The following is a 20,968-nucleotide window of genomic DNA, read 5'->3' as shown; positions in this document are numbered from 1 at the left end:
AGGTCGTGACGTTGGGCTGACAGCCACTCTTCCAGCAGCGGTGATTCTTGCGGCACTATCTGAATATTGACCTGCGGATAACGACTTAAAAAGGATTGCAGCAGCGGGGGCAGAAAAGATTGCGAAAAGACCGGCAGACAGGCTATCGACAGCTCGCCCTGGCGGAACTCGCGCAGGCTTTCCGCGGCGCTGACGATTCTGTCCAGACCGTACCAGGAGCGCTGGACCTCTTCAAACAGACGTAACCCCTGGACCGTGGGCTGCAGGCGCCCGCGCGTGCGGGAGAACAGCGTCAACCCCAGCACCTTTTCAAAACGCGCCAGCTCGCGGCTGACGGTGGGCTGCGAGGTATGCAGCATGCGTGCGGCCTCGGTCAGATTGCCGGTGGTCATCACCGCATGAAAGATTTCAATATGACGCAGGTTGACGGCGGGCATGGGGGTTCCTTAAGTGGCGCAAGCCATATCATTTTTGCATAGACTGGCAATAAAACGATATTTTTTATTGCGTACGCGCTGTGGCGTAATCGTAAAAAACAGAAATAACGCACACACAGCACCGGAGTTCCTTATGCCACACTCGCTTTACGCTACCGATACCGACCTGAGCGCAGAAAACCTGCTGCGTCTGCCCGCCGAATTCGGCTGCCCGGTTTGGGTTTACGACGCGCAGATTATCCGCCGCCAGATTGCCCAATTGAGCCAGTTCGACGTGGTGCGTTTTGCGCAGAAGGCCTGCTCCAATATCCACATTCTGCGCCTGATGCGCGAGCAGGGCGTGAAGGTGGATTCGGTGTCGCTGGGCGAGATCGAGCGCGCGCTGGCGGCCGGGTACGATCCGCATCAGCATCCGGACGATATCGTCTTTACCGCCGATCTGATCGACGATGCAACCCTGGCGCGGGTGAAAGAGCTGCAGATCCCGGTCAACGCCGGCTCAATTGATATGCTGAGCCAGCTGGGCGAAGTCTCTCCGGGCCACCGCGTCTGGCTGCGGGTTAACCCGGGCTTCGGCCACGGCCACAGCCAAAAAACCAATACCGGCGGCGAGAACAGCAAGCATGGGATCTGGCACAGCCATTTAACGGCGGCGCTGGAAGTGATGCGTCGCTATCAGCTCCAGCTGGTGGGGATTCACATGCATATCGGTTCTGGGGTCGACTATGGGCACCTGGAACAGGTCTGCGGCGCGATGGTGCGTCAGGTTGTTGAATTCGGGCAGGATCTGCAGGCGATCTCCGCCGGCGGCGGACTGTCGATCCCGTATCACGACGACGAAGAGGCGATCGATACCGATCACTACTTCGGCCTGTGGAACGCGGCGCGCGAGCAGATCGCTAAACATCTGGGCCATCCGGTCGCGCTTGAGATCGAACCGGGTCGCTTCCTGGTGGCGGAGTCCGGCGTGCTGGTTTCTCAGGTTCGCAGCGTGAAGGAGATGGGCAGCCGTCACTTCGTGCTGATTGACGCCGGTTTTAATGATTTGATGCGCCCGGCGATGTACGGCAGCTATCACCATATTACCGCTCTCGCCGCGGACGGCCGCGATCTGCGCGCCGCGGCGGAGGTGGAAACCGTAGTGGCCGGGCCGCTGTGCGAATCGGGCGATGTCTTTACCCAGCAGGAGGGGGGGAAAGTGGAAACCCGCCTGCTGCCTGCGGTGGCGCCGGGGGATTATCTGGTGCTGCACGATACCGGCGCTTACGGCGCGTCGATGTCTTCTAACTACAACAGCCGTCCGCTGCTGCCGGAAGTGCTGTTCGACAACGGCAAAGCGCGGCTGATCCGTCGTCGCCAGACCATTGAAGAGCTGCTCGCGCTCGAGCTGCTGTAAGGCGCTGCCCGATGGCGCTTCGCTTATCGGGCCCGCTAATTATGCGTAATACGGCCCGGTGGTGACCGACTCGCGCAGCACCAGTTTGCCGGTAAACGGCGGTATGGTCTCGATCGGCTGGCCGTTGGCCAGCTTGATAGCCTGATCGATAGCGGTGGTGATCATGTTATCGATCGGCAGATAGACCGTCGACAGCCCCGGCTCCAGCCATTTCGCGCTCGGCGCGTCATCAAAACCAAACAGCGAAATATCCTGCGGGATCCGCAGCCCTGCCTGATGCAGCGCTTTCGACGCGCCCAGCGCCATATCATCGTTACAGGAAAACAGCGCGCTAAACGGCGTTTTCTCTTCCAGCAGCTCGCAGCAGAGTTCATAGCCGCGGCTCATGGTGGAGTCGCCGTATTTCACCTTCGCCGGATCCCACTTGATGCCGTGCTTCTTCAGCGCGTTGCGATAGCCTTCCAGGCGAGCTTTACCCGTCGGCGTGTGCATCGGCACGGTCAAACAGGCAATATCGCGATGGCCCTGGGTAATGAGGTACTCAACCGCCTGAAACGCCGCGTCCTGCTGTTCGAAGAACACGCAGCGCTCCCGGGCCTGGCTAACGTCGCGGTTGATCACCACCAGCGGCATGGCGATAGACTCAATCAGCGACATAATCTTCTTTTCGCTCATATGGCGCGTGTAGAGCACGATGGCATCGCACTGGCGATCGGCCAGCATCTGCACCGCCTCTTCTTCACGCTCCGGCGCATCGTGGCCGTCGGTGACGATCAGCTGTTTGCCCCAGGCTTCCGTCTGGCGCGAAGCCTGCTGCAGCAGGCGGCCAAAATAGAAGCCGTCAAAGGTGGAAACCACCAGACCGATGCTGTTGCTCGTGCGATTCGCCAGCGAGCGGGCGAGAAAGTTAGGCCGATAGCCCAGCTCTTCCATCGCCTTAAAAACCTGTTGGCGGGTGCTCTCTTTCACCTGACCTGTGCCGTTCAACACGCGGGAAACCGTCGCTTTAGAGACGCCTGCGCGAATTGAGACATCCAGCATTGTAGCCATTCATCCGATTCCTGATATCACGTGGTGAACCGCAGTTTATCACAGACATTCAGGGGGATATGGCTTCATGGCGCGGTAAAAAACCATCGCGATCACGCTTTTACAGGAATTGATCGCAGGGAAAAGAAAACCGCAAATGCGGTATGCCAATTATCGCCTTTCTGGAATGCCAATGAACGGGTTGGGAGCTTAATCACAGAACTTATTCCCCTCAGTGGCTATTTTTTGGTATGCCAATAGGTGTTTGGCTGTACACCTGGTGCGCTAAAAGCCCTTAAACCTGAGGTATCCTCTATGGCATTGCAGGACAAACTGATCGACTCACTGGGGAGTTTCGCCACGAAATTCAACAGCTACCGCTACATCATGGCGATAAAATCCGCTTTTATTACCCTGATGCCGGTGATCATCGTCGGCGCCTTTTCGGTGCTGATCTCCAATATGGTGCTGGATCCGAAAAACGGACTCGCCAGCTTTCAGGCGCTCTCTTTTCTGGCGGCGCTGAAACCCATTACCAGCGCGATCAACTACGCCACCCTTAACTTTCTCAATATTGGCGCGGTCTTTCTTATCGGCATCGAGCTGGGGCGGATTAACGGCATCAAGAGCCTGTTCCCCGGTCTGCTGGCGGTGATCTGCTTTATCTGCGTGACGCCGACCACCGTCGAAATGATGGTCGACGGGCAAATGCATGAAGTGAAAGATGTGCTGCTGCGCCAGTTTTCCGATACCCGTAGCCTGTTCCTCGGTATGTTTATCGCCATTCTGTCGGTGGAGATTTACTGCTGGCTGGAGGGCCGCAAGGGGCTGAAGATCAAGATGCCGGATACCGTACCGCCCAACGTATCGGCGTCGTTCTCCGCCCTGATCCCGGCCATTATCACCACCACGGTGATTGCCACCTTTGGCTTTATTTTCCATCAGGCCACCGGCATGTACCTGTATGACGCGGTCTATCAGGTGGTGCAGCAGCCGCTGGAGCGGGTGGTGCAAAGCCTGCCGGGGATCCTGCTGCTGATGTTTGTCGCGCAGCTGTTCTGGGTTATCGGCATCCACGGCAACCAGATGATCAAACCGATCCGCGAACCGCTGCTGCTGGGAGCCATCACCGTCAATATGAGCGCCTTTGAGCAGGGCAAAGAGGTGCCGAATATCATCACCATGCCGTTCTGGGACGTTTATATGAGCATCGGCGGATCGGGACTGACGATTGGCCTGCTGATCGCGGTCATGATCGCCACCAAACGCAAAGAGATGAAAGAGATCGCCAAGCTGTCGATTGGGCCGGGTCTGTTCAATATTAACGAACCGGTGATTTTCGGCATGCCGATCATGCTCAATCCGATCCTTGCGATCCCTTTTATCATCACGCCGCTGGTGACCGGCAGCATTGGCTACTTCGCGACCGCCGCCGGCTTTGCCGGTAAAGCGGTGGTGATGGTGCCGTGGACCACCCCGCCGCTGATCAACGCCTGGCTCTCTACGGCGGGTTCGATGGGGGCGGTGGTGACGCAGCTTATCTGCATCCTGACCGCGGTGCTGATCTATCTGCCGTTCGTCAAAATAGCCTCCCGCCGCGCGGAAAACGCTCAGCGCCAGGCGGAGAACGAGCAGGCCAGCCAACAGATATGAGGACACAATGACGACAGTAAAGATGGCGATCCCCCACGACTTTATCCTCGGTGCCGCCGCTTCCGCGTGGCAAACCGAGGGCTGGAGCGGTAAGAAAGCGGGCCAGGATTCCTGGCCGGATCTCTGGTACAAGAACGACCGCCGCGTCTGGCATAACGGCTACGGCCCGGCGGTGGCGACCGATTTTATCAACCGCTTCCGCGAAGACGTGCAGTTGATGAAGCTGGCGGGGCTGACCCACTACCGCACGTCGATTAACTGGTCGCGCTTTCTCACCGATTATGAAAACGTCACGGTCGATGAAGACTATGCGGCGTACTACGACCAGCTCTTCGATGAACTGCTGGCCAACGGCATCGAGCCGATGATCTGTCTTGAGCACTATGAACTCCCCGGCTATCTGCTGGAGCAGTACGGCGGCTGGGCGTCGAAAAAGGTGGTTGAGCTGTTTGTGCAGTACGCGGAGAAAGTGTTCGCCCGCTATAACCACAAAGTCACGCGCTGGTTCACCTTCAATGAACCGATCGTGGTGCAGACCCGCGTTTATCTGGATGCGCTGCGCTGGCCTTACGAGCAGAACACCGGCACCTGGATGCAGTGGAATCACCACAAGGTGCTGGCGACGGCAAAAGTGGTCCGGCTGTTTCGCGAGAAAGGCTATCGCGGCACGGTAGGCTGCATTCTTAACCCGGAGGTCACCTATCCGCGCTCAAAAGCGTCGCACGATGTACGCGCCGCCGAACGCTACGATCTGTTTTATAACCGGGTTTTCCTCGATCCGCTGGTCCACGGCCTCTACCCGCCTGAGCTACTGGCTCTGCTCGAACAGCACGGGGTCTCCTGGGATTATGACGCGGAGGAGCTGGCGATAATCCGCGACAACACCGTTGATGAGCTGGGGATTAACCTCTACTACCCGCATCGGGTTAAGGCTCCATCGCGCGCCTGGCATCCGCAGACGCCGTTCCATCCGGCTTACTACTATGAGCCCTTTGAACTACCGGGACGGCGGATGAATAACTCCCGCGGCTGGGAGATTTATCCGCAAATCGTTTTTGATATGGCGATGCGGATCAAGCAGGACTACCGCAATATTCCGTGGTTCGTGGCGGAAAGCGGCATGGGCGTGGAAAACGAAGGGCAGTTTCGCAATGGCGAAGGCACCATCGCTGACGACTACCGGATCCGTTTTATCAGCGAGCATCTGTGGCAAACGCTGCGCGCGCGGGAAGCGGGGGCCAACTGTCACGGCTACATGCTGTGGGCGTTTACCGACAACGTTTCGCCGATGAACGCCTTTAAAAATCGCTACGGGCTGATTGAAATCGATCTGCAAAATAATCGTGCGCGGCGGCCCAAGGCGTCCGCCAGCTGGTTCCGTAAGCTAGGCGAGAGCCGGGAATTGACGCTGGATATTGACGATGAGTGGCGCTAGCCGGGCTGAAATTTTGCTAAGATAGCGGCCGATATTGACTCGCAGGCTCATAACGCACAGGTGATATTGTGGAGAAGGCTATCATTCCGCCGGAAAAGAAACCCTACCAGGAAATAGGTGATGATTTACGCGCACAGATTGCGCAGGGGCGCTATCCCATCGGGTCGCGCCTGCCGCCGGAACGCAATATCGCCGAGACCTACGGCGTGAGCCGGACCATCGTCCGCGAAGCGCTGCTGATGCTGGAGCTGCAGGGGACGGTCGACATTCGCCAGGGCTCCGGGGTGTACGTGATGCGCATCCCGCACGAGGACGATAGCGAGGAAGAACAGATGTTGAGCAGCGACGTCGGGCCGTTCGAGATCCTGCAGGCCCGCCAGCTGCTGGAGAGCAATATCGCCGCTTTTGCCGCCAAAATGGCCACCCGCGCCGATATCGATAACCTGAAGCGGATTATCGAGCAGGAACAGCGGGCGATTGCCGCCAACGATACCAGCCAGGATAACGCCCGGCTGTTTCACCTGGTGCTGGCCGGCGCGACGCAAAATCAGATGCTGCTGGCGACGGTTGAGCGCATCTGGCTGCAGATGGACAGCAGCCCGCTGTGGCAGCAGTTCAACGTGCATATCGCCAGCCGGGCGTACCGGCTGAAGTGGCTCGGGGACCGGCAAACGCTGCTCGCCGCCCTGCGCCGACGCGATGTGATGGGGGCCTGGCAGGCAATGTGGCAGCATCTTGAAAATGTCAAAAACAGCCTGCTGGAGCTCTCCGATGAAGACGCACCGGACTTTGACGGCTATCTCTTTGAATCGGTACCGATTTTTCAGGGAAAGCTGGTATGATTATTCACCCCCTCTACGCTGCGCCGCAGCACGCTTCATGCGTAACGGAGTGGCTCTGGCGAGCGTTTGGCGCTGACGCGCTGCCGCGGGCGTTCTTCGCCAGCATTGTCGAACATAGCCAGACGCCGGGAGCGCTGCCCATTACCTTTGTGGCCGTGGAGGGCGAGAGGCTGCTGGGCACCGTCGGCCTGTGGCGCTGCGATTTAATCAGCCGTCAGGATCTCTATCCGTGGATGGCGGCGCTCTACGTGGCGCCTGAGGCGCGCGGGCAGGGACTGGCGGGAAAACTACAGCAGCACGTCATCGGATATGCCAGAGCGCAGGGCTATACCGAGCTATTTCTCTACTCCGCCTGCCGCGATTTTTATGAGCGTTTTGGCTGGCAGTATATCGGCGAAGGCCTGGATTATCCGGCCAGCGCCGTCAGTTTATACCGCTACGATTTATCGCTGTCGAGGGGCGCAATCACCGAGTGACGGCGGACCAGCGTGGGGCTGAAAAGGTGGGTAATCTCCGGCGTCGGGCGATGCTCCGCCAGCGCTAACGCCAGCTCCGCGGCCTGCGTCGCCATGGTGACAATCGGATAGCGTACGGTGGTCAGACGCGGGCGCACGTAGCGCGAAATCAGCACGTCATCAAAGCCAATCAGCGAAATCTCACGCGGCACATCAATCCCGTTATCGTTTAATACGCCCATCGCGCCGGCGGCCATCGAGTCGTTATAGCAGGCAACGGCGCTGAAGTTCCTGCCGCGGCCCAGCAGCTCGGTTATCGCCTGTTCTCCGCCGCTCTCATCGGGCTCGGCAAAGGTCACCAGGCGATCGTTGCACGGCAGATCGCTCTCTTTTAACGCTGCCCAGTAGCCCTGCAGCCGGTCTTCAGCATCGGAAATAGCGTGATTAGAGCAGAGGTAGCCGATGCGGGTGTGCCCCTGCTGAATCAGGTGGCGGGTCGCGAGCCATGCGCCGTAGCGGTCATCCAGCGCCACGCAGCGCTGCTCGAAGCCGGGCAGGATGCGGTTGATCAGCACCATGCCGGGGATTTGCTGCATCAGCGAGGCCAGTTCGTCATCGGGGATCATTTTGGCGTGGACCACCAGCGCCGCGCAGCGGTGGCGAATCAGCTGTTCAATCGCCTGGCGCTCTTTATGGAGGTTGTGATAGCCGTTACCGATCAGCAAAAAATTGCCGGTATTGTAGGCGACCTGCTCGACGGCTTTCACCATCGCGCCGAAGAAGGGGTCGGAGACATCGCCCACCACCAGGCCGACGGTTTCCGTTGACTGCTGCGCCAGCGCGCGGGCGTTGGCGTTGGGGTGATAATTTAGCGTTTCCATCGCGGCGCCCACCGACTGGCGCGAGGCTTCGCTGGCTTTCGGTGAATTGTTAATAACGCGGGAGACGGTAGCGACGGAGACTCCTGCGAGCCGGGCTACATCCTTAATAGTCGCCATACCAGGCCTTTTTTAGGGTAAGCGTTTACATGGCATTTATGTTACGGGAAAGCGCGGCAGATTCAAGGGTTGGTACTTTTGGGTTAATGCAATTGTGACGCAGATTAGCGTTGCGGGTGAAATAGTTACCCACAGGGGAGCGGAGAATGATTCCGGGAACGGACAATTCACACCTTTGCTTACACTTTGCGATTGGCTGTTGCGAATGTTCGCTGGTTTACCCATTCATTGCATTGATACTCTGGCTATCCCAGAGGTATTGATAGGTGGAGTCAACTTCAGGTTGACCACTTAATTACACCAGCCTGCGCAGATGCGCAGGTTTTTTTTTGCCCGCCGTTAGCCGTTGTTACAGTTCACGAAAAAAGTAATAACTGGTTGCACTTAGGCTCATTCCCTTGCGTTTTATGGCTGGCGCCGGCGGCGGGAAAAACGAGACAATCAGGATCCCAGAGGTATTGATTGGTGAGTTTTTTAAGTACGCTTTTCGTACTGATTATCTTGCACCGACCTGCGCGGATGCGCAGGTTTTTTTTGTCCTGAATTCCGCTCCTCCTGGTGCATTTTCCGTCCCTTCTCATGTAACCTGCTTTGACTGATTAACCGGTCAAACGGAGTTGTTATGCTTTTGGGATTTTTCAGACTACTTTTCAAAGGATTGTACCGGGTCAAGTTAACCGGTGACCCCCAGGCGCTGCACCAGCACAAGGTGCTGATTACGCCAAACCATGTCTCCTTTATTGACGGCGTACTGCTGGCGCTTTTCCTGCCGGTGCGCCCGGTGTTTGCGGTCTATTCCTCAATCAGCGATCGCTGGTTTATGCGCGCGCTAAAGCCGATTATTGATTTTGTGCCGCTGGACCCGACCAAACCGATGTCGATAAAACATCTGGTCCGCCTGATTGAGCAGGGGCGTCCGGTGGTGATTTTCCCGGAAGGGCGGATCTCGGTGAGCGGTTCGCTGATGAAAATTTACGACGGCGCCGCCTTTGTGGCGGCGAAGTCGCAGGCGACCATCGTGCCGCTGAGAATCGAAGGCGCTGAACTAACCCACTTTAGCCGCCTGAAGGGGCTGGTCAAGCGCCGCCTGTTCCCGCGCATTCAGCTGCATCTGCTGCCGCCGACGCATCTGCCGATGCCCGATGCGCCGCGCGCCCGCGACCGGCGTAAAATTGCCGGTGAAATGCTGCATCAGATCATGATGGAGGCGCGGATGGCGGTGCGCCCGCGCGAAACGCTGTATGAGTCGCTGCTGGCGGCCCAGGACCGCTTCGGCGCGCGCAAATGCTGCGTGGAAGATATCAATTTTCAGCCGGACACCTACCGTAAGCTGCTGACCAAAACCCTCTTCGTGGCGCGCATTCTGGAAAAATACAGCGCCCAGGGCGAAAAAATCGGCCTGATGCTGCCGAACGCCGGAATAAGCGCGGCGGTGATTTTTGGCGCGATTGCCCGCGGACGAATCCCGGCGATGATGAACTATACCGCCGGGGTCAAAGGCCTGAGCAGCGCCATTACCGCGGCGGAAATCAAAACCATCTTTACCTCCCGCACCTTCCTCGATAAAGGCAAGCTCTGGCACCTGCCGGAGCAGTTGACGCAGGTACGCTGGGTATTTCTCGAAGATTTAAAAGGCGAGGTTACCGCCGCCGATAAGCTGTGGATTTTTGGCCATCTGCTGATGCCGAAGCTGGCTCAGGTTACGCAGCAGCCGGAAGACGCGGCGATGATTCTGTTTACCTCCGGCTCGGAAGGTAATCCGAAAGGGGTCGTGCATAGCCATAAAAGCCTGTTGGCCAACGTCGAGCAGATTAAAACCATTGCCGACTTTACCGCCAACGACCGCTTTATGTCGGCGCTGCCGCTATTTCACTCCTTTGGCCTGACGGTCGGCCTGCTGACGCCGCTGTTTACCGGCGCGGAGGTCTTTCTCTATCCCAGCCCGCTGCACTACCGCGTGGTGCCGGAGCTGGTATATGACCGCAACTGTACCGTGCTGTTCGGCACCTCCACCTTCCTTGGCAACTACGCCCGCTTTGCGAATCCGTATGATTTTTATCGCCTGCGTTACGTTGTCGCCGGGGCGGAGAAGCTGCAGGAAAGCACAAAGCAGATCTGGCAGGACAAGTTTGGCCTGCGCATTCTTGAAGGCTACGGCGTCACCGAATGCGCGCCGGTGGTATCGATCAACGTGCCGATGGCGGCGAAAGTGGGCACCGTTGGCCGCATTTTGCCGGGGATGGACGCGCGTCTGCTGGCCATGCCCGGTATTGAAGAGGGGGGCCGTTTACAGCTTAAAGGGCCGAACATCATGAACGGCTATCTGCGGGTGGAAAATCCCGGCGTGCTGGAAGCGCCCGCGGCGGAAAATCAGCACGGCGTAGTCGAAGCCGGCTGGTATGACACCGGGGATATCGTCAGCTTTGACGAACAGGGCTATGTGCGGATTCAGGGCCGCGCGAAGCGCTTTGCCAAAATCGCCGGTGAGATGGTGTCGCTGGAGATGGTCGAGCAGGTGGCGCTGGCGGTTTCGCCGGACAAAATGCACGCCACGGCGATTAAACAGGATGCCAGCAAAGGCGAGGCGCTGGTGCTGTTTACCACCGATAATGAACTGAATCGTGAAAAACTGCTGCGCTATGCCCGTGAACACGGCGTACCGGAGCTGGCGGTACCGCGCGACATTCGCTGGCTGAAGCAGCTCCCGGTACTGGGCAGCGGCAAGCCGGACTTTGTCACCCTTAAAGGCATGGTTGAACAGGCGGAAGGTTCGGATGAGTGAGTCAGTACACACTAACACGTCGCTGTATTCGAAAGGGATGATGGCGGTTATCTGCGCCCAGTTTCTTTCGGCGTTTGGCGATAACGCGCTGTTGTTCGCCACCCTGGCGCTGATGAAGCAGCTGTTCTACCCGGAGTGGAGTCAACCGGTATTACAGATGTTGTTTGTGGGCGCTTACATTCTCTTCGCGCCGTTTGTCGGACAGTTTGCCGATAGCTTTGCCAAAGGGCGAGTGATGATGGTGGCGAACGGCCTGAAGCTGATCGGCGCGGGGTGCATCTGCTTTGGCGTGAATCCGTTTATTGGCTATACGCTGGTGGGCATCGGCGCTGCCGCCTATTCTCCGGCTAAATACGGCATTCTCGGCGAGCTGACCACCGGCGATAAGTTAGTGAAAGCGAACGGCCTGATGGAGTCCTCGACCATTGCAGCGATCCTGCTCGGCTCGATGGCGGGCGGTATCCTGGCGGACTGGCATATCATGGCGGCGCTCGGCGTCTGCGCGGTGGTGTACGCCGGCGCGGTGGTTGCCAACCTGTGGATCCCGAAGCTGCCGGCGGCGCGTCCCGGGCAGTCGTGGCGCTTCAGGCCGATGACCCACAGCTTCTTTAGCGCCTGTACGACGCTATGGCGCAACGGTGAGACCCGCTTTTCGTTAGTCGGCACCAGCCTGTTCTGGGGGGCGGGCGTGACGCTGCGCTTCCTGCTGGTGCTGTGGGTGCCGGCGGCGCTGGGCATTACCAGCAACGCCATGCCGACCTACCTTAACGCGATGGTGGCGGTGGGGATTGTGCTGGGAGCCGGCGCGGCGGCGAAGCTGGTGACGCTGGAAACGGTGTCGCGCTGCATGCCCGCCGGGATATTGATTGGCGTGGCGGTCATCTTTTTCGCCATCCAGCAGGCGCTGCTGCCGGCGTTTGCCCTGCTGCTGCTGCTCGGCGCGTTCGGCGGCTTCTTTATCGTGCCGCTTAACGCCCTGCTGCAGGAGCGAGGGAAACATACGGTCGGCGCGGGCAACGCTATCGCGGTGCAGAACCTCGGCGAAAACGTGGCGATGCTGCTGATGCTGGGCCTCTATTCGCTGGCGGTGAGCATCGGTATTCCTGTCGTCGGCGTAGGGATTGGCTTTGGCGTGGTGTTCGCCCTGGCGATTACTGCCCTGTGGATTTGGGGACGGCGTAAATAATCTCCCGGAGGCGGCGCGTCGCGCCTGTCCGGGCTACAAACTGCACGAACTTGTAGCCCGGACAGATGCGTAGCATCGCCTCCGGGGGCTTTTACGGCCTTACGGTGCCGGGTAGGTATAAACCTGATGCACCGCTTCAATCTCGGCTAAAACCTCTGCGCTCAGCTCCAGATGCAGGCTTTCGACGTTGGTTTTCAGCTGCTCCATGGTGGTCGCGCCCAGCAGGGTGCTGGCGACAAACGGCTGACGACGTACGAAGGCCAGCGCCATCTGCGCCGGGTCAAGGTTGTGCCGCTTCGCGATATCGACATAGGCCGCCACCGCTTTTTGCGTCTGCTCGCCGCTGTAGCGCGTAAAACGGCTGAACAGCGTATTGCGCGCGCCTGCCGGTTTTGCGCCGTTGAGGTATTTCCCGGTCAGCGTGCCGAACGCCAGGCAGGAATAGGCCAGCAGCTCCACGCCTTCATACTGGCTGACTTCCGCCAGGCCCACTTCAAAGCTGCGGTTCACCAGGCTGTACGGGTTCTGGATCGTCACGATGCGCGGCAGGTCGTGCTTGTCCGCCAGATGAAGATAGCGCATCACGCCAAACGCCGTTTCGTTAGAGACCCCGATATAGCGAATCTTGCCGGCGCGCTGGAATTCGGCCAGCGCGTCCAGCGTATCCAGCAGGGTGACGACCGGGGCGGAATCGGCCCACGTGTAGCCCAGCTTGCCGAAACAGTTGGTCGGGCGCTGCGGCCAGTGTACCTGATAGAGGTCGAGATAATCGGTCTGCAGGCGCTTCAGGCTGTCGTGCAGCGCCTCGCGGATATTTTTACGATCCAGCTTGTGGTCAGGACGAATGCTGCTGTCGTTATTGCGGGCAGGGCCGCTCACTTTAGAGGCGATAATCAGCTTTTCGCGATTGCCGCGCTTCGCCAGCCAGTTACCGACGTAGGTTTCCGTCAGGCCCTGGGTTTCCGGGCGCGGCGGGACGGGATACATTTCCGCGACGTCAATCAGGTTAATGCCCTGACTCACCGCGTAATCGAGCTGCTCGTGCGCGTCTGCCTCGCTATTCTGCTCACCAAACGTCATTGTGCCCAGCCCCAGCGTGCTGATTTCAAGAGAACTGTGTGGGATACGGTGATACTGCATAGCCGGCTTCCTTTTTTATCAACAAGGTCAGGCGTTCCCCGACAAAGGAATATAAAAATGGCAGAGGGGGAGAAAAAGGGGAAGTAAAAAAATCAAAAAAGCCGGGCTGACGGAATCCGGCCTGATGAATCCTCGCGGACAGATCAGGTTTATCCCGACTTTTCTCTGAATGCTGAAGAATAAAGAACGCTGCTCAACGGTGCGATAAAACGCTAAATCGCGACCTGACGGCGGGACTTAACGTTTAATAATCTGCGAAACGTCGTCACGATTGATCTGCATTTTATTACCCTGCTGATCTTCGTAGCTGATAAGGCCGGTGTCGTCGTCTATGGCGGGTTTGCCGTCAGTCAGAATCATGCGACCATCTTTGGTTGCCATGACGTAATCGCTGCTGCAACCGGAAACCGAGAACGCCAGTCCTACGGCGGAAATCAATACTGCCCATTTTTTCATCGCTATCACCCCTATTATAGCCGCACCTCGTACCAGTATATTAATAGCCTGATTTGTGAGACATAAAAAGCAGTTAAGTCTTAAAAAAGAATTGCAGCCCGTTTCAGGGCTGCATTTTAGCGGGCTACAGCGGATTTTTTTTATTGCGCAGCAGGTTGAGACTTTCAACCGCAATCGAAAAGAACATCGCGAAATAGATGTAGCCTTTCGGCACATGCACGTCGAAACTTTCGAGCATCAGCGTAAAGCCGACGAGGATCAAAAACGACAGCGCCAGCATTTTCACCGAAGGATGGCGGTCAACAAAATCGCCTATCGAACGGGCGGCAACCATCATCACCAGCACCGCGATAACCACTGCCGCCATCATAATAAACAGATGGTCCGACAGCCCGACGGCGGTGATCACCGAATCGAGGCTGAAAATAATATCCAGCAGCATAATCTGCACGATGGCGCCCATAAATGAATGGACGTTGGTTTTCAGCCCTTCTTCTTCGCCTTCAATGGATTCGTGAATTTCTTTACTCGCCTTCCAGATCAGGAACAGCCCGCCCAGCAGGAGGATCAGATCGCGAAACGAGATCTCCTGGCCTAGCACGGTAAAGAGAGGATTAGTGAGCTTGACGACCCACGCGATTGACGCCAGCAGCGCCAGACGCATGATCATCGCCCCCATCAGCCCAATACGGCGGGCGTGGGCCCGTTGCGCTGTGGGCAGTTTTGCCACCACCAGAGAGAGGAAAATAATATTATCGATCCCGAGCACTATCTCCAGCAGCGTCAGCGTACCAAGCGCCAGCCAGGCGTTAGGATCGGTTACCCATGCAAATAACATCGTTCAAAGTCCTGCAAAATAGAAAGATGCGATTATATGCAACCGCCACGGCAGAACAAAAAATTAATCATCTCCAGGCCGTTATTTCGAGGAGAGAAGGAAATGGCGGGCGAGCAGGGCGGCGGTAAAGTTTTTCTTCAGATAGAAACCGCGCGGTAGGGTGAGGATCGGTTCGCCGCGGGCGCCTACCGCCTCGGTTAGTGCTTTGCTGTTTGCCGCTTTCGGGCGCAGCTGCAGCACTTCGCCGTGGCGGGCGGTGATGCGCTCGACCTGGCCGAGGACGATCAAATCCATCAGCTCTTCCCAATCCATACGCAGCTGGCGATCTTCTTCTTCGCTGGGGCTCCACAGCAGCGGTGCGCCGACGCGGCGTTCGGCCAAAGGAATCGCGCGATCGCCCTCTACCGGTACCCACAGTACCCGCTTGAGCTTATGACGCACGTGGCTGCTCTCCCAGGTGACGCCGCTGTTGCCGGTCAGCGGCGCGACGCAGACGAAGGTGGTTTCCAGCGGGCGACCTGATGAATCGATGGGGATGGTTTTCAGCTCGACGCCGAGGGCGGCGAAATCCTGCTCCGGCTTGCTGCCTGCGCTGGCGCCAAGCCATATCTCCAGCAGGATGCCGATCCAGCCTTTATCACGCTTTAAATCGCGCGGAATCGGAATCCCGGCAAGCTGGGCCAGCTCCCCCAGCGAATAGCCTGCCAGCTGCTGCGCCTGGGCCAGAAGCTGCTCCTGGCTTTGCGGGGGGGATAAGAGCGGCGCGATGGTCGGCATAGCGTAAAACCTCTGACTAAAAAGTGAGCAGTAATTTCATCCGTTGTGGATAGAGTTTACCTTTTCTTGAGTAAGTATGACAATTTGATGATTCATATGGTTTTTTTTGCGATTTTTTGCCGCTGTGAAAATGGTGAAACCGGGTTTTCCAGAACTGGTCACCGACAATGAACAGGATCTTACACCCTGTTATCCACAGAAAAATGGGATAACTGGGGAAAAGCCCCACTACTGTTTCCATTTACAGCCTTGACGTGAGATGAAAATCGAGTTTTTAGACAAAATATGCCCAGAGCACATGCGTAATCTGTGGATAAAACCAACATTGCTCGATCTTTCATCAGTTCCAGGATCTCTTATGTGATGATCGTCACGTTATACTGTGAATTATGAAATTTTAACATGCTAACTTTATGAAAATTAGGTCATTATAATCAGGTGCTATCGCTACGCTGTTCGGATGATTCCGGGTTTTCCCTGGTTAATTCCGTACTTCTTCACAACTCTATCCACAGAAAAAGTGAATAAAATCGTCCGGGTATGGCTTTCGCTGTTTATAACTCCGGGTATTACTGTGAGTTATTCAAATGTTATTCGATCTCATCCCCCTCACAGAGTGGTTTACCGTTTCCAACGAGTGTGAAACAATCATTCACATTGAAGCTTATTTTGAGGTAGTCCGGTGATTGATGACGATGGCTACCGCCCAAATGTCGGTATTGTAATCTGTAATCGCCAGGGCCAGGTTATGTGGGCCAGGCGCTATGGTCAGCACTCGTGGCAGTTCCCGCAAGGGGGCATAAATCCAGGGGAATCAGCAGAGCAGGCGATGTATCGGGAATTGTTCGAAGAAGTTGGGCTAAGCCGTAAAGATGTGCGGATCCTTGCTTCAACCCGTAACTGGTTGCGTTACAAATTGCCTAAACGTTTGGTGCGTTGGGACACAAAGCCGGTATGTATCGGCCAGAAACAGAAGTGGTTTCTCCTGCAATTGATCGGCAGCGATGCGGATGTCAATATGCAAACCAGCAGTACACCTGAGTTTGATGGCTGGCGATGGGTAAGCTACTGGTACCCGGTGCGTCAGGTGGTGTCGTTTAAGCGCGACGTATACCGCAGGGTGATGAAAGAGTTTGCCAGCGTCACCATGGCGCTGGCGGAAAGCACGCCTAAGCCGCAGAGCGCGCCTGCATATCGACGTAAAAGAGGTTAAGCCACGCACATTATGCTCACTCGGTTGCGAGAAATAGTCGAGAAGGTCGCGAGTGCGCCGCGTTTAAACGAGGCGCTGGATATCCTGGTCACCGATATCTGCGCCGCGATGGAGACGGAAGTCTGTTCGGTTTATCTGGCTGACAATGACCGACGCTGTTATTACCTGATGGCGACGCGCGGGTTGAAAAAGCCGCGCGGGCGCATCGTTGCGCTCGCTTTTGACGAAGGCCTGGTGGGCCTGGTTGGCCGCCTGGCCGAACCCATTAACCTCGCCGACGCGCAAAAGCACCCCAGCTTTAAATATATTCCCGCGGTCAAAGAGGGCCGCTTTCGCGCCTTCCTCGGCGTGCCGATTATCCAGCGGCGTCAGCTGCTCGGCGTGCTGGTTGTGCAGCAGCGCGAACTGCGCCAGTTTGACGAAAGCGAAGAGTCCTTCCTGGTCACCCTGGCCACGCAAATCGCCGGCATTCTCTCTCAATCCCAGCTAAACGCGCTGTTTGGTCAATATCGTCAGACCCGCATCCGCGCGCTGCCCGCCTCGTCAGGCGTGGCGATTGCCGAAGGCTGGATGGACGTCAGCCTGCCGTTGATGGAGCAGGTTTATGAAGCCTCGACGCTCGATACCGCTTCCGAGCGCGAGCGGCTGACCGGCGCGCTGGAAGAGGCGGCGAATGAGTTTCGCCGCTACAGCAAACGCTACGCTGCCGGCGCGCAGAAAGAGACGGCGGCCATCTTTGACCTCTATTCGCACCTGCTTTCCGACGCGCGCCTGCGCCGCGAGCTGTTCGCTGAAGTGGATAAAGGCGCGGTGGCCGAATGGGCGGTGAAGAAGATCATCGAGAAATTTGCCGAACAGTTTGCCGCGCTCAGCGACGGCTATCTGAAAGAGCGCGCGGGCGATCTGCGCACGCTGGGCCAGCGGCTGCTTTTCCATCTCGATGACAGTATCCAGGGGCCCAATACCTGGCCGGAGCGCATCGTGCTGGTGGCGGATGAACTGTCGGCCACCACCTTGGCGGAGGTTCCTCAGGATCGTTTAGCCGGCGTGGTGGTGCGCGATGGCGCGGCGAACTCCCACGCCGCGATTATGGTGCGCGCGCTGGGCATTCCGACGGTGATGGGGGCGGATATTCAGCCTTCGCTGCTGCACGGCCATACGCTGATTGTCGATGGCTATCGCGGCGAGCTGCTGGTGGATCCCGAGCCGGTGCTGCTGCAAGAGTATCAGCGCCTGATCAGCGAAGAGAACGAGCTTAGCCGCCTGGCCGAGGACGATCTTGAACGCGCTTCCGAACTGAAAAGCGGCGAGCGGGTAAAAGTCATGCTCAACGCGGGCCTGAGCCCCGAGCATGAAGAAAAACTCGGCAATTTCGTCGACGGTATTGGCCTTTACCGTACCGAAATCCCCTTTATGCTGCAAAGCGGCTTCCCTTCCGAAGAGGAGCAGGTTGCCCAGTATCAGGGCATGCTGCAGATGTTCAACGAGAAATCGGTGACGCTGCGCACGCTGGACATCGGCGCGGATAAACAGCTGCCGTATATGCCGATCAGCGAAGAGAATCCGTGCCTTGGCTGGCGCGGTATTCGGATCACGCTCGATCAGCCGGAGATCTTTCTGGTACAGGTCCGCGCGATGCTGCGGGCCAACGCGGCAACCGGAAACCTCAGCATCCTGCTACCGATGGTCACCAGCCTGGATGAAGTGGATGAGGCTCGTCGCCTGATCGATCGCGCCAGCCGCGAAGTGGAAGAGATGATCGGCTACGCCATTCCCCGCCCGCGTCTTGGCGTGATGCTGGAAGTGCCGTCGATGGTCTTTATGCTGCCGCAGCTGGCGAACCGCGTTGATTTTATCTCCGTTGGCACCAACGATCTGACCCAGTACATTCTGGCGGTGGATCGCAACAACACCCGGGTCGCCAGTATGTATGACAGCCTGCATCCGGGGGTACTGCGGGCGCTGGCGATGATTGCCCGCGACGCCGAGCGTTTTGGTATCGACCTGCGCCTGTGTGGCGAAATGGCGGGCGATCCGATGTGCGTGACGATCCTGATTGGTATGGGCTATCGTCATCTGTCGATGAACGGTCGTTCGGTGGCGAGAGTGAAGTATTTGCTGCGGCGCATCGATATCAATGAAGCCCAGGAGCTTTCCCAGCGTAGCCTGGAAGCGCAGATGACCGCCGAAGTGCGCCATCAGGTCGCGGCTTTTATGGAGCGACGCGGACTCGGCGGCCTGATTCGCGGCGGCCGCTAGCGCGGGCTACGGTTCATGAATTTGTAGCCCGGGTAAGGCGTTAGCCGTGATCCGGGACAACGCTGACGAGGTTCGGGCGGCCTGAGGGTTGGGTAGCCCGGACAGGCGCAGCGCGCCGCCTCCGGGAATGCTCAGCCGCGAATTCGCATTCGTATACATATCTTTTACATGTCCGGCGCGGATCGCCCTTCGCGCTTATGCTATCATTCGCAGCCTTTGGAGCGCCCGTTTCTGACGCGCGCGAACGATCCCCGCTGTCCACTTTCGGCGGAATAACAAGTGTTTATGGTGACAGATGAATAGTGGCTACCTGCATTTTCCGGAGTTTGATCCGGTAATTTTTTCCATTGGACCGGTCTCCCTCCACTGGTACGGTCTGATGTACCTGGTTGGGTTTGTTTTTGCGATGTGGTTGGCCACCCGTCGGGCCAATCGTCCGGGCAGCGGTTGGACAAAAAACGAAGTTGAAAACCTGCTGTACGCCGGCTTCCTCGGGGTTTTCCTCGGCGGGCGTCTTGGCTATGTCTTCTTCTACAACCTGCCGGTGTTCCTCGACGATCCGCTCTATCTGTTCCGCGTCTGGGACGGCGGTATGTCCTTCCACGGCGGCCTGATCGGCGTGATTCTGGTGATGATCATTTTCGCCAAACGCACGAAGCGTACCTTCTTCCAGGTTTCCGACTTCATTGCGCCGCTGATTCCGTTTGGCCTCGGCGCCGGGCGTCTGGGCAACTTTATCAACGGCGAACTGTGGGGCCGCGTCGATCCGAACTTCCACTACACCATGATTTTCCCCGGCTCTCGGGCGGAAGACCTGGCGCTGCTGCCGTCGCATCCTGAGTGGCAATCGCTGTTCGATACCTACGGCGCGCTGCCGCGTCATGCTTCTCAGCTCTATGAGCTGGCGCTGGAAGGCGTCGTGCTGTTCCTGATCCTGAACCTGTTTATCCGCAAGCCGCGTCCGGCCGGTTCCGTTTCCGGCCTGTTCCTCATTGGCTACGGTCTGTTCCGCATCATCGTGGAGTTCTTCCGTCAGCCCGATGCCCAGTTTACCGGCGGCTGGGTACAGTACATCAGCATGGGGCAGATTCTTTCGATTCCGATGGTGCTTGCGGGTATCATCATGATGGTCTGGGCGTACCGTTGTCGTCCGCAGCAACAAAATTCTTGAGGAACCATGAAACAGTATCTTGATTTGATGCAGAAAGTGCTCGATGAGGGCACGCAAAAAAATGACCGCACCGGTACCGGTACCGTCTCCATCTTCGGTCACCAGATGCGTTTTAACCTGCAGGAAGGATTCCCGTTGGTGACGACCAAGCGCTGTCATTTACGCTCCATCATCCATGAACTGCTGTGGTTCCTGCAGGGTGACACCAACGTGGCGTATCTGCACGAAAACAACGTCACTATCTGGGACGAATGGGCGGATGAAAACGGCGATCTGGGGCCGGTTTACGGCAAGCAGTGGCGCTCCTGGCCCGCGCCGGACGGCCGTCATATCGACCAGATCAGCACGGTGATGGAACAGCTGAAAAACGACCCGGATTCTCGCCGGATTATCGTCTCGGCATGGAACGTCGGCGAGCTGAACAAAATGGCGCTGGCCCCGTGCCACGCGTTCTTCCAGTTCTACGTCGCCGACGGCAAGCTCTCCTGCCAGCTCTATCAGCGCTCGTGCGACGTATTCCTCGGCCTGCCGTTCAATATTGCCAGCTACGCGCTGCTGGTGCATATGGTGGCGCAGCAGTGCGACCTCGAAGTGGGAGATTTTGTCTGGACCGGCGGCGATACGCACCTGTACAGCAACCACATGGAGCAGACGCATCTGCAGCTGAGCCGCGAACCGCGGGCGCTGCCGAAGCTGGTGATCAAACGTAAGCCGGCATCGATTTTCGACTACCGTTTTGAAGACTTCGAAATCGAAGGCTACGACCCGCATCCGGGGATTAAAGCGCCGGTGGCGATTTAATCCGGAAGTGACGACGAAAAACCGGCGCCTGCGAGCGCCGGTTTTTTTATGCCTCAGCCGGGCCGACGGCCAGCTTTATTCCCCCGACGGAACGCTTTTT

General features: G+C 57.6%; 18 protein-coding genes and 2 pseudogenes. 12 read left to right on the top strand and 8 right to left on the bottom strand.

Annotated elements, in window-relative coordinates:
• Nucleotides 1-437 (bottom strand): LysR family transcriptional regulator (locus FQK12_RS23885; RefSeq protein ID WP_146295777.1); only part of this gene is annotated, 437 nt, incomplete at its 3' end.
• A gap of 133 nt (nt 438-570) precedes the next feature.
• On the opposite strand from FQK12_RS23885, the gene lysA reads away from it, so the two are divergent.
• Complete coding sequence (gene lysA, locus FQK12_RS23880; protein ID WP_014226670.1) at nt 571-1,833, top strand: diaminopimelate decarboxylase; 1,263 nt, start codon at nt 571-573, stop codon at nt 1,831-1,833.
• Between the two features lie 39 nt (nt 1,834-1,872).
• Here the strand turns inward: lysA and FQK12_RS23875 are convergent, their stop codons facing one another.
• Nucleotides 1,873-2,874 (bottom strand): LacI family DNA-binding transcriptional regulator, encoded by a 1,002-nt coding sequence (locus tag FQK12_RS23875; protein ID WP_162097180.1) that lies wholly within the window; start codon nt 2,872-2,874, stop codon nt 1,873-1,875.
• A gap of 303 nt (nt 2,875-3,177) precedes the next feature.
• Between FQK12_RS23875 and FQK12_RS23870 the strand changes: the two genes are divergently transcribed.
• The 4 genes from FQK12_RS23870 (at nt 3,178) to FQK12_RS23855 (ending at nt 7,268) form a co-directional block, all read left to right on the top strand.
• Nucleotides 3,178-4,515, top strand: coding sequence for a PTS sugar transporter subunit IIC (locus tag FQK12_RS23870; protein WP_014226668.1), 1,338 nt, complete (start codon nt 3,178-3,180; stop codon nt 4,513-4,515).
• Between the two features lie 7 nt (nt 4,516-4,522).
• Nucleotides 4,523-5,950, top strand: coding sequence for a glycoside hydrolase family 1 protein (locus FQK12_RS23865; RefSeq protein WP_014226667.1), 1,428 nt, complete (start codon nt 4,523-4,525; stop codon nt 5,948-5,950).
• A gap of 68 nt (nt 5,951-6,018) precedes the next feature.
• Nucleotides 6,019-6,792, top strand: a complete 774-nt coding sequence (locus FQK12_RS23860) for a GntR family transcriptional regulator (RefSeq protein WP_004105268.1) — start codon at nt 6,019-6,021, stop codon at nt 6,790-6,792.
• Nucleotides 6,789-7,268: a GNAT family N-acetyltransferase gene (locus FQK12_RS23855; RefSeq protein WP_014226666.1), complete on the top strand. Its 480-nt coding sequence runs from the start codon at nt 6,789-6,791 to the stop codon at nt 7,266-7,268. The genes FQK12_RS23860 and FQK12_RS23855 overlap by 4 nt, the downstream gene beginning before the upstream one ends.
• On the opposite strand, the gene galR is transcribed toward FQK12_RS23855, so the two are convergent.
• On the bottom strand, nt 7,229-8,245 hold the full coding sequence (gene galR / locus FQK12_RS23850) for an HTH-type transcriptional regulator GalR (protein ID WP_014226665.1): 1,017 nt from the start codon (nt 8,243-8,245) through the stop codon (nt 7,229-7,231). The genes FQK12_RS23855 and galR overlap by 40 nt on opposite strands.
• Nucleotides 8,246-8,405: 160 nt before the next feature.
• Between galR and FQK12_RS28020 the strand changes: the two are divergent.
• The 3 genes and pseudogenes from FQK12_RS28020 to lplT all read left to right on the top strand — a co-directional run.
• Nucleotides 8,406-8,575 (top strand): annotated as a pseudogene (locus FQK12_RS28020) (hypothetical protein); the annotation flags it as partial.
• Between the two features lie 292 nt (nt 8,576-8,867).
• Complete coding sequence (aas, locus tag FQK12_RS23845; RefSeq protein WP_014226664.1) at nt 8,868-11,027, top strand: bifunctional acyl-ACP--phospholipid O-acyltransferase/long-chain-fatty-acid--ACP ligase; 2,160 nt, start codon at nt 8,868-8,870, stop codon at nt 11,025-11,027.
• The gene (gene lplT / locus FQK12_RS23840; protein WP_032694706.1) at nt 11,020-12,213 is read left to right on the top strand and encodes a lysophospholipid transporter LplT; all 1,194 of its coding nucleotides are present in this window, start codon (nt 11,020-11,022) and stop codon (nt 12,211-12,213) included. Before aas ends, lplT begins: the two co-directional genes overlap by 8 nt.
• A 99-nt stretch (nt 12,214-12,312) precedes the next feature.
• Here the strand turns inward: lplT and FQK12_RS23835 are convergent, their stop codons facing one another.
• From FQK12_RS23835 to FQK12_RS27915, 5 genes and pseudogenes are all read right to left on the bottom strand, one after another.
• Nucleotides 12,313-13,353 carry an NADP(H)-dependent aldo-keto reductase gene (locus FQK12_RS23835; RefSeq protein WP_014226662.1) on the bottom strand — a complete coding sequence of 347 codons (1,041 nt, stop codon included), beginning with the start codon at nt 13,351-13,353 and terminating at the stop codon, nt 12,313-12,315.
• Between the two features lie 237 nt (nt 13,354-13,590).
• Nucleotides 13,591-13,809 (bottom strand): YgdI/YgdR family lipoprotein, encoded by a 219-nt coding sequence (locus FQK12_RS23830; protein ID WP_004105255.1) that lies wholly within the window; start codon nt 13,807-13,809, stop codon nt 13,591-13,593.
• Nucleotides 13,810-13,933: 124 nt separating this feature from the next.
• Nucleotides 13,934-14,647, bottom strand: coding sequence for a TerC family protein (locus tag FQK12_RS23825; RefSeq protein WP_004105253.1), 714 nt, complete (start codon nt 14,645-14,647; stop codon nt 13,934-13,936).
• Nucleotides 14,648-14,728: 81 nt separating this feature from the next.
• A complete protein-coding gene (gene mutH, locus FQK12_RS23820) occupies nt 14,729-15,424 on the bottom strand; it encodes a DNA mismatch repair endonuclease MutH (protein WP_014226661.1) in 696 nt (231 codons plus the stop codon).
• Between the two features lie 88 nt (nt 15,425-15,512).
• Nucleotides 15,513-15,653, bottom strand: a pseudogene (locus FQK12_RS27915) (hypothetical protein); the annotation flags it as partial.
• A 453-nt stretch (nt 15,654-16,106) separates the two neighbouring features.
• Between FQK12_RS27915 and rppH the strand changes: the two are divergent.
• The 4 genes from rppH to thyA all read left to right on the top strand — a co-directional run bounded on the left by rppH (nt 16,107) and on the right by thyA (nt 20,868).
• Nucleotides 16,107-16,637 (top strand): RNA pyrophosphohydrolase, encoded by a 531-nt coding sequence (gene rppH, locus FQK12_RS23805; RefSeq protein WP_004124593.1) that lies wholly within the window; start codon nt 16,107-16,109, stop codon nt 16,635-16,637.
• A 12-nt stretch (nt 16,638-16,649) separates the two neighbouring features.
• A complete protein-coding gene (ptsP, locus tag FQK12_RS23800) occupies nt 16,650-18,896 on the top strand; it encodes a phosphoenolpyruvate--protein phosphotransferase (protein ID WP_014226660.1) in 2,247 nt (748 codons plus the stop codon).
• A gap of 295 nt (nt 18,897-19,191) precedes the next feature.
• A complete protein-coding gene (lgt, locus tag FQK12_RS23795) occupies nt 19,192-20,067 on the top strand; it encodes a prolipoprotein diacylglyceryl transferase (RefSeq protein ID WP_014226659.1) in 876 nt (291 codons plus the stop codon).
• Nucleotides 20,068-20,073: 6 nt separating this feature from the next.
• Nucleotides 20,074-20,868, top strand: a complete 795-nt coding sequence (gene thyA, locus FQK12_RS23790) for a thymidylate synthase (protein ID WP_004124584.1) — start codon at nt 20,074-20,076, stop codon at nt 20,866-20,868.
• The last annotated feature ends 100 nt before the right edge of the window (nt 20,869-20,968 follow it).

This window comes from Klebsiella sp. ME-303 (genome assembly GCF_007910085.1).
GTDB lineage: Bacteria > Pseudomonadota > Gammaproteobacteria > Enterobacterales > Enterobacteriaceae > Klebsiella > Klebsiella michiganensis.
The sequence above is the reverse complement of the archived record's forward strand: the minus strand, read 5'-3'. Positions and strand labels throughout refer to the sequence as shown.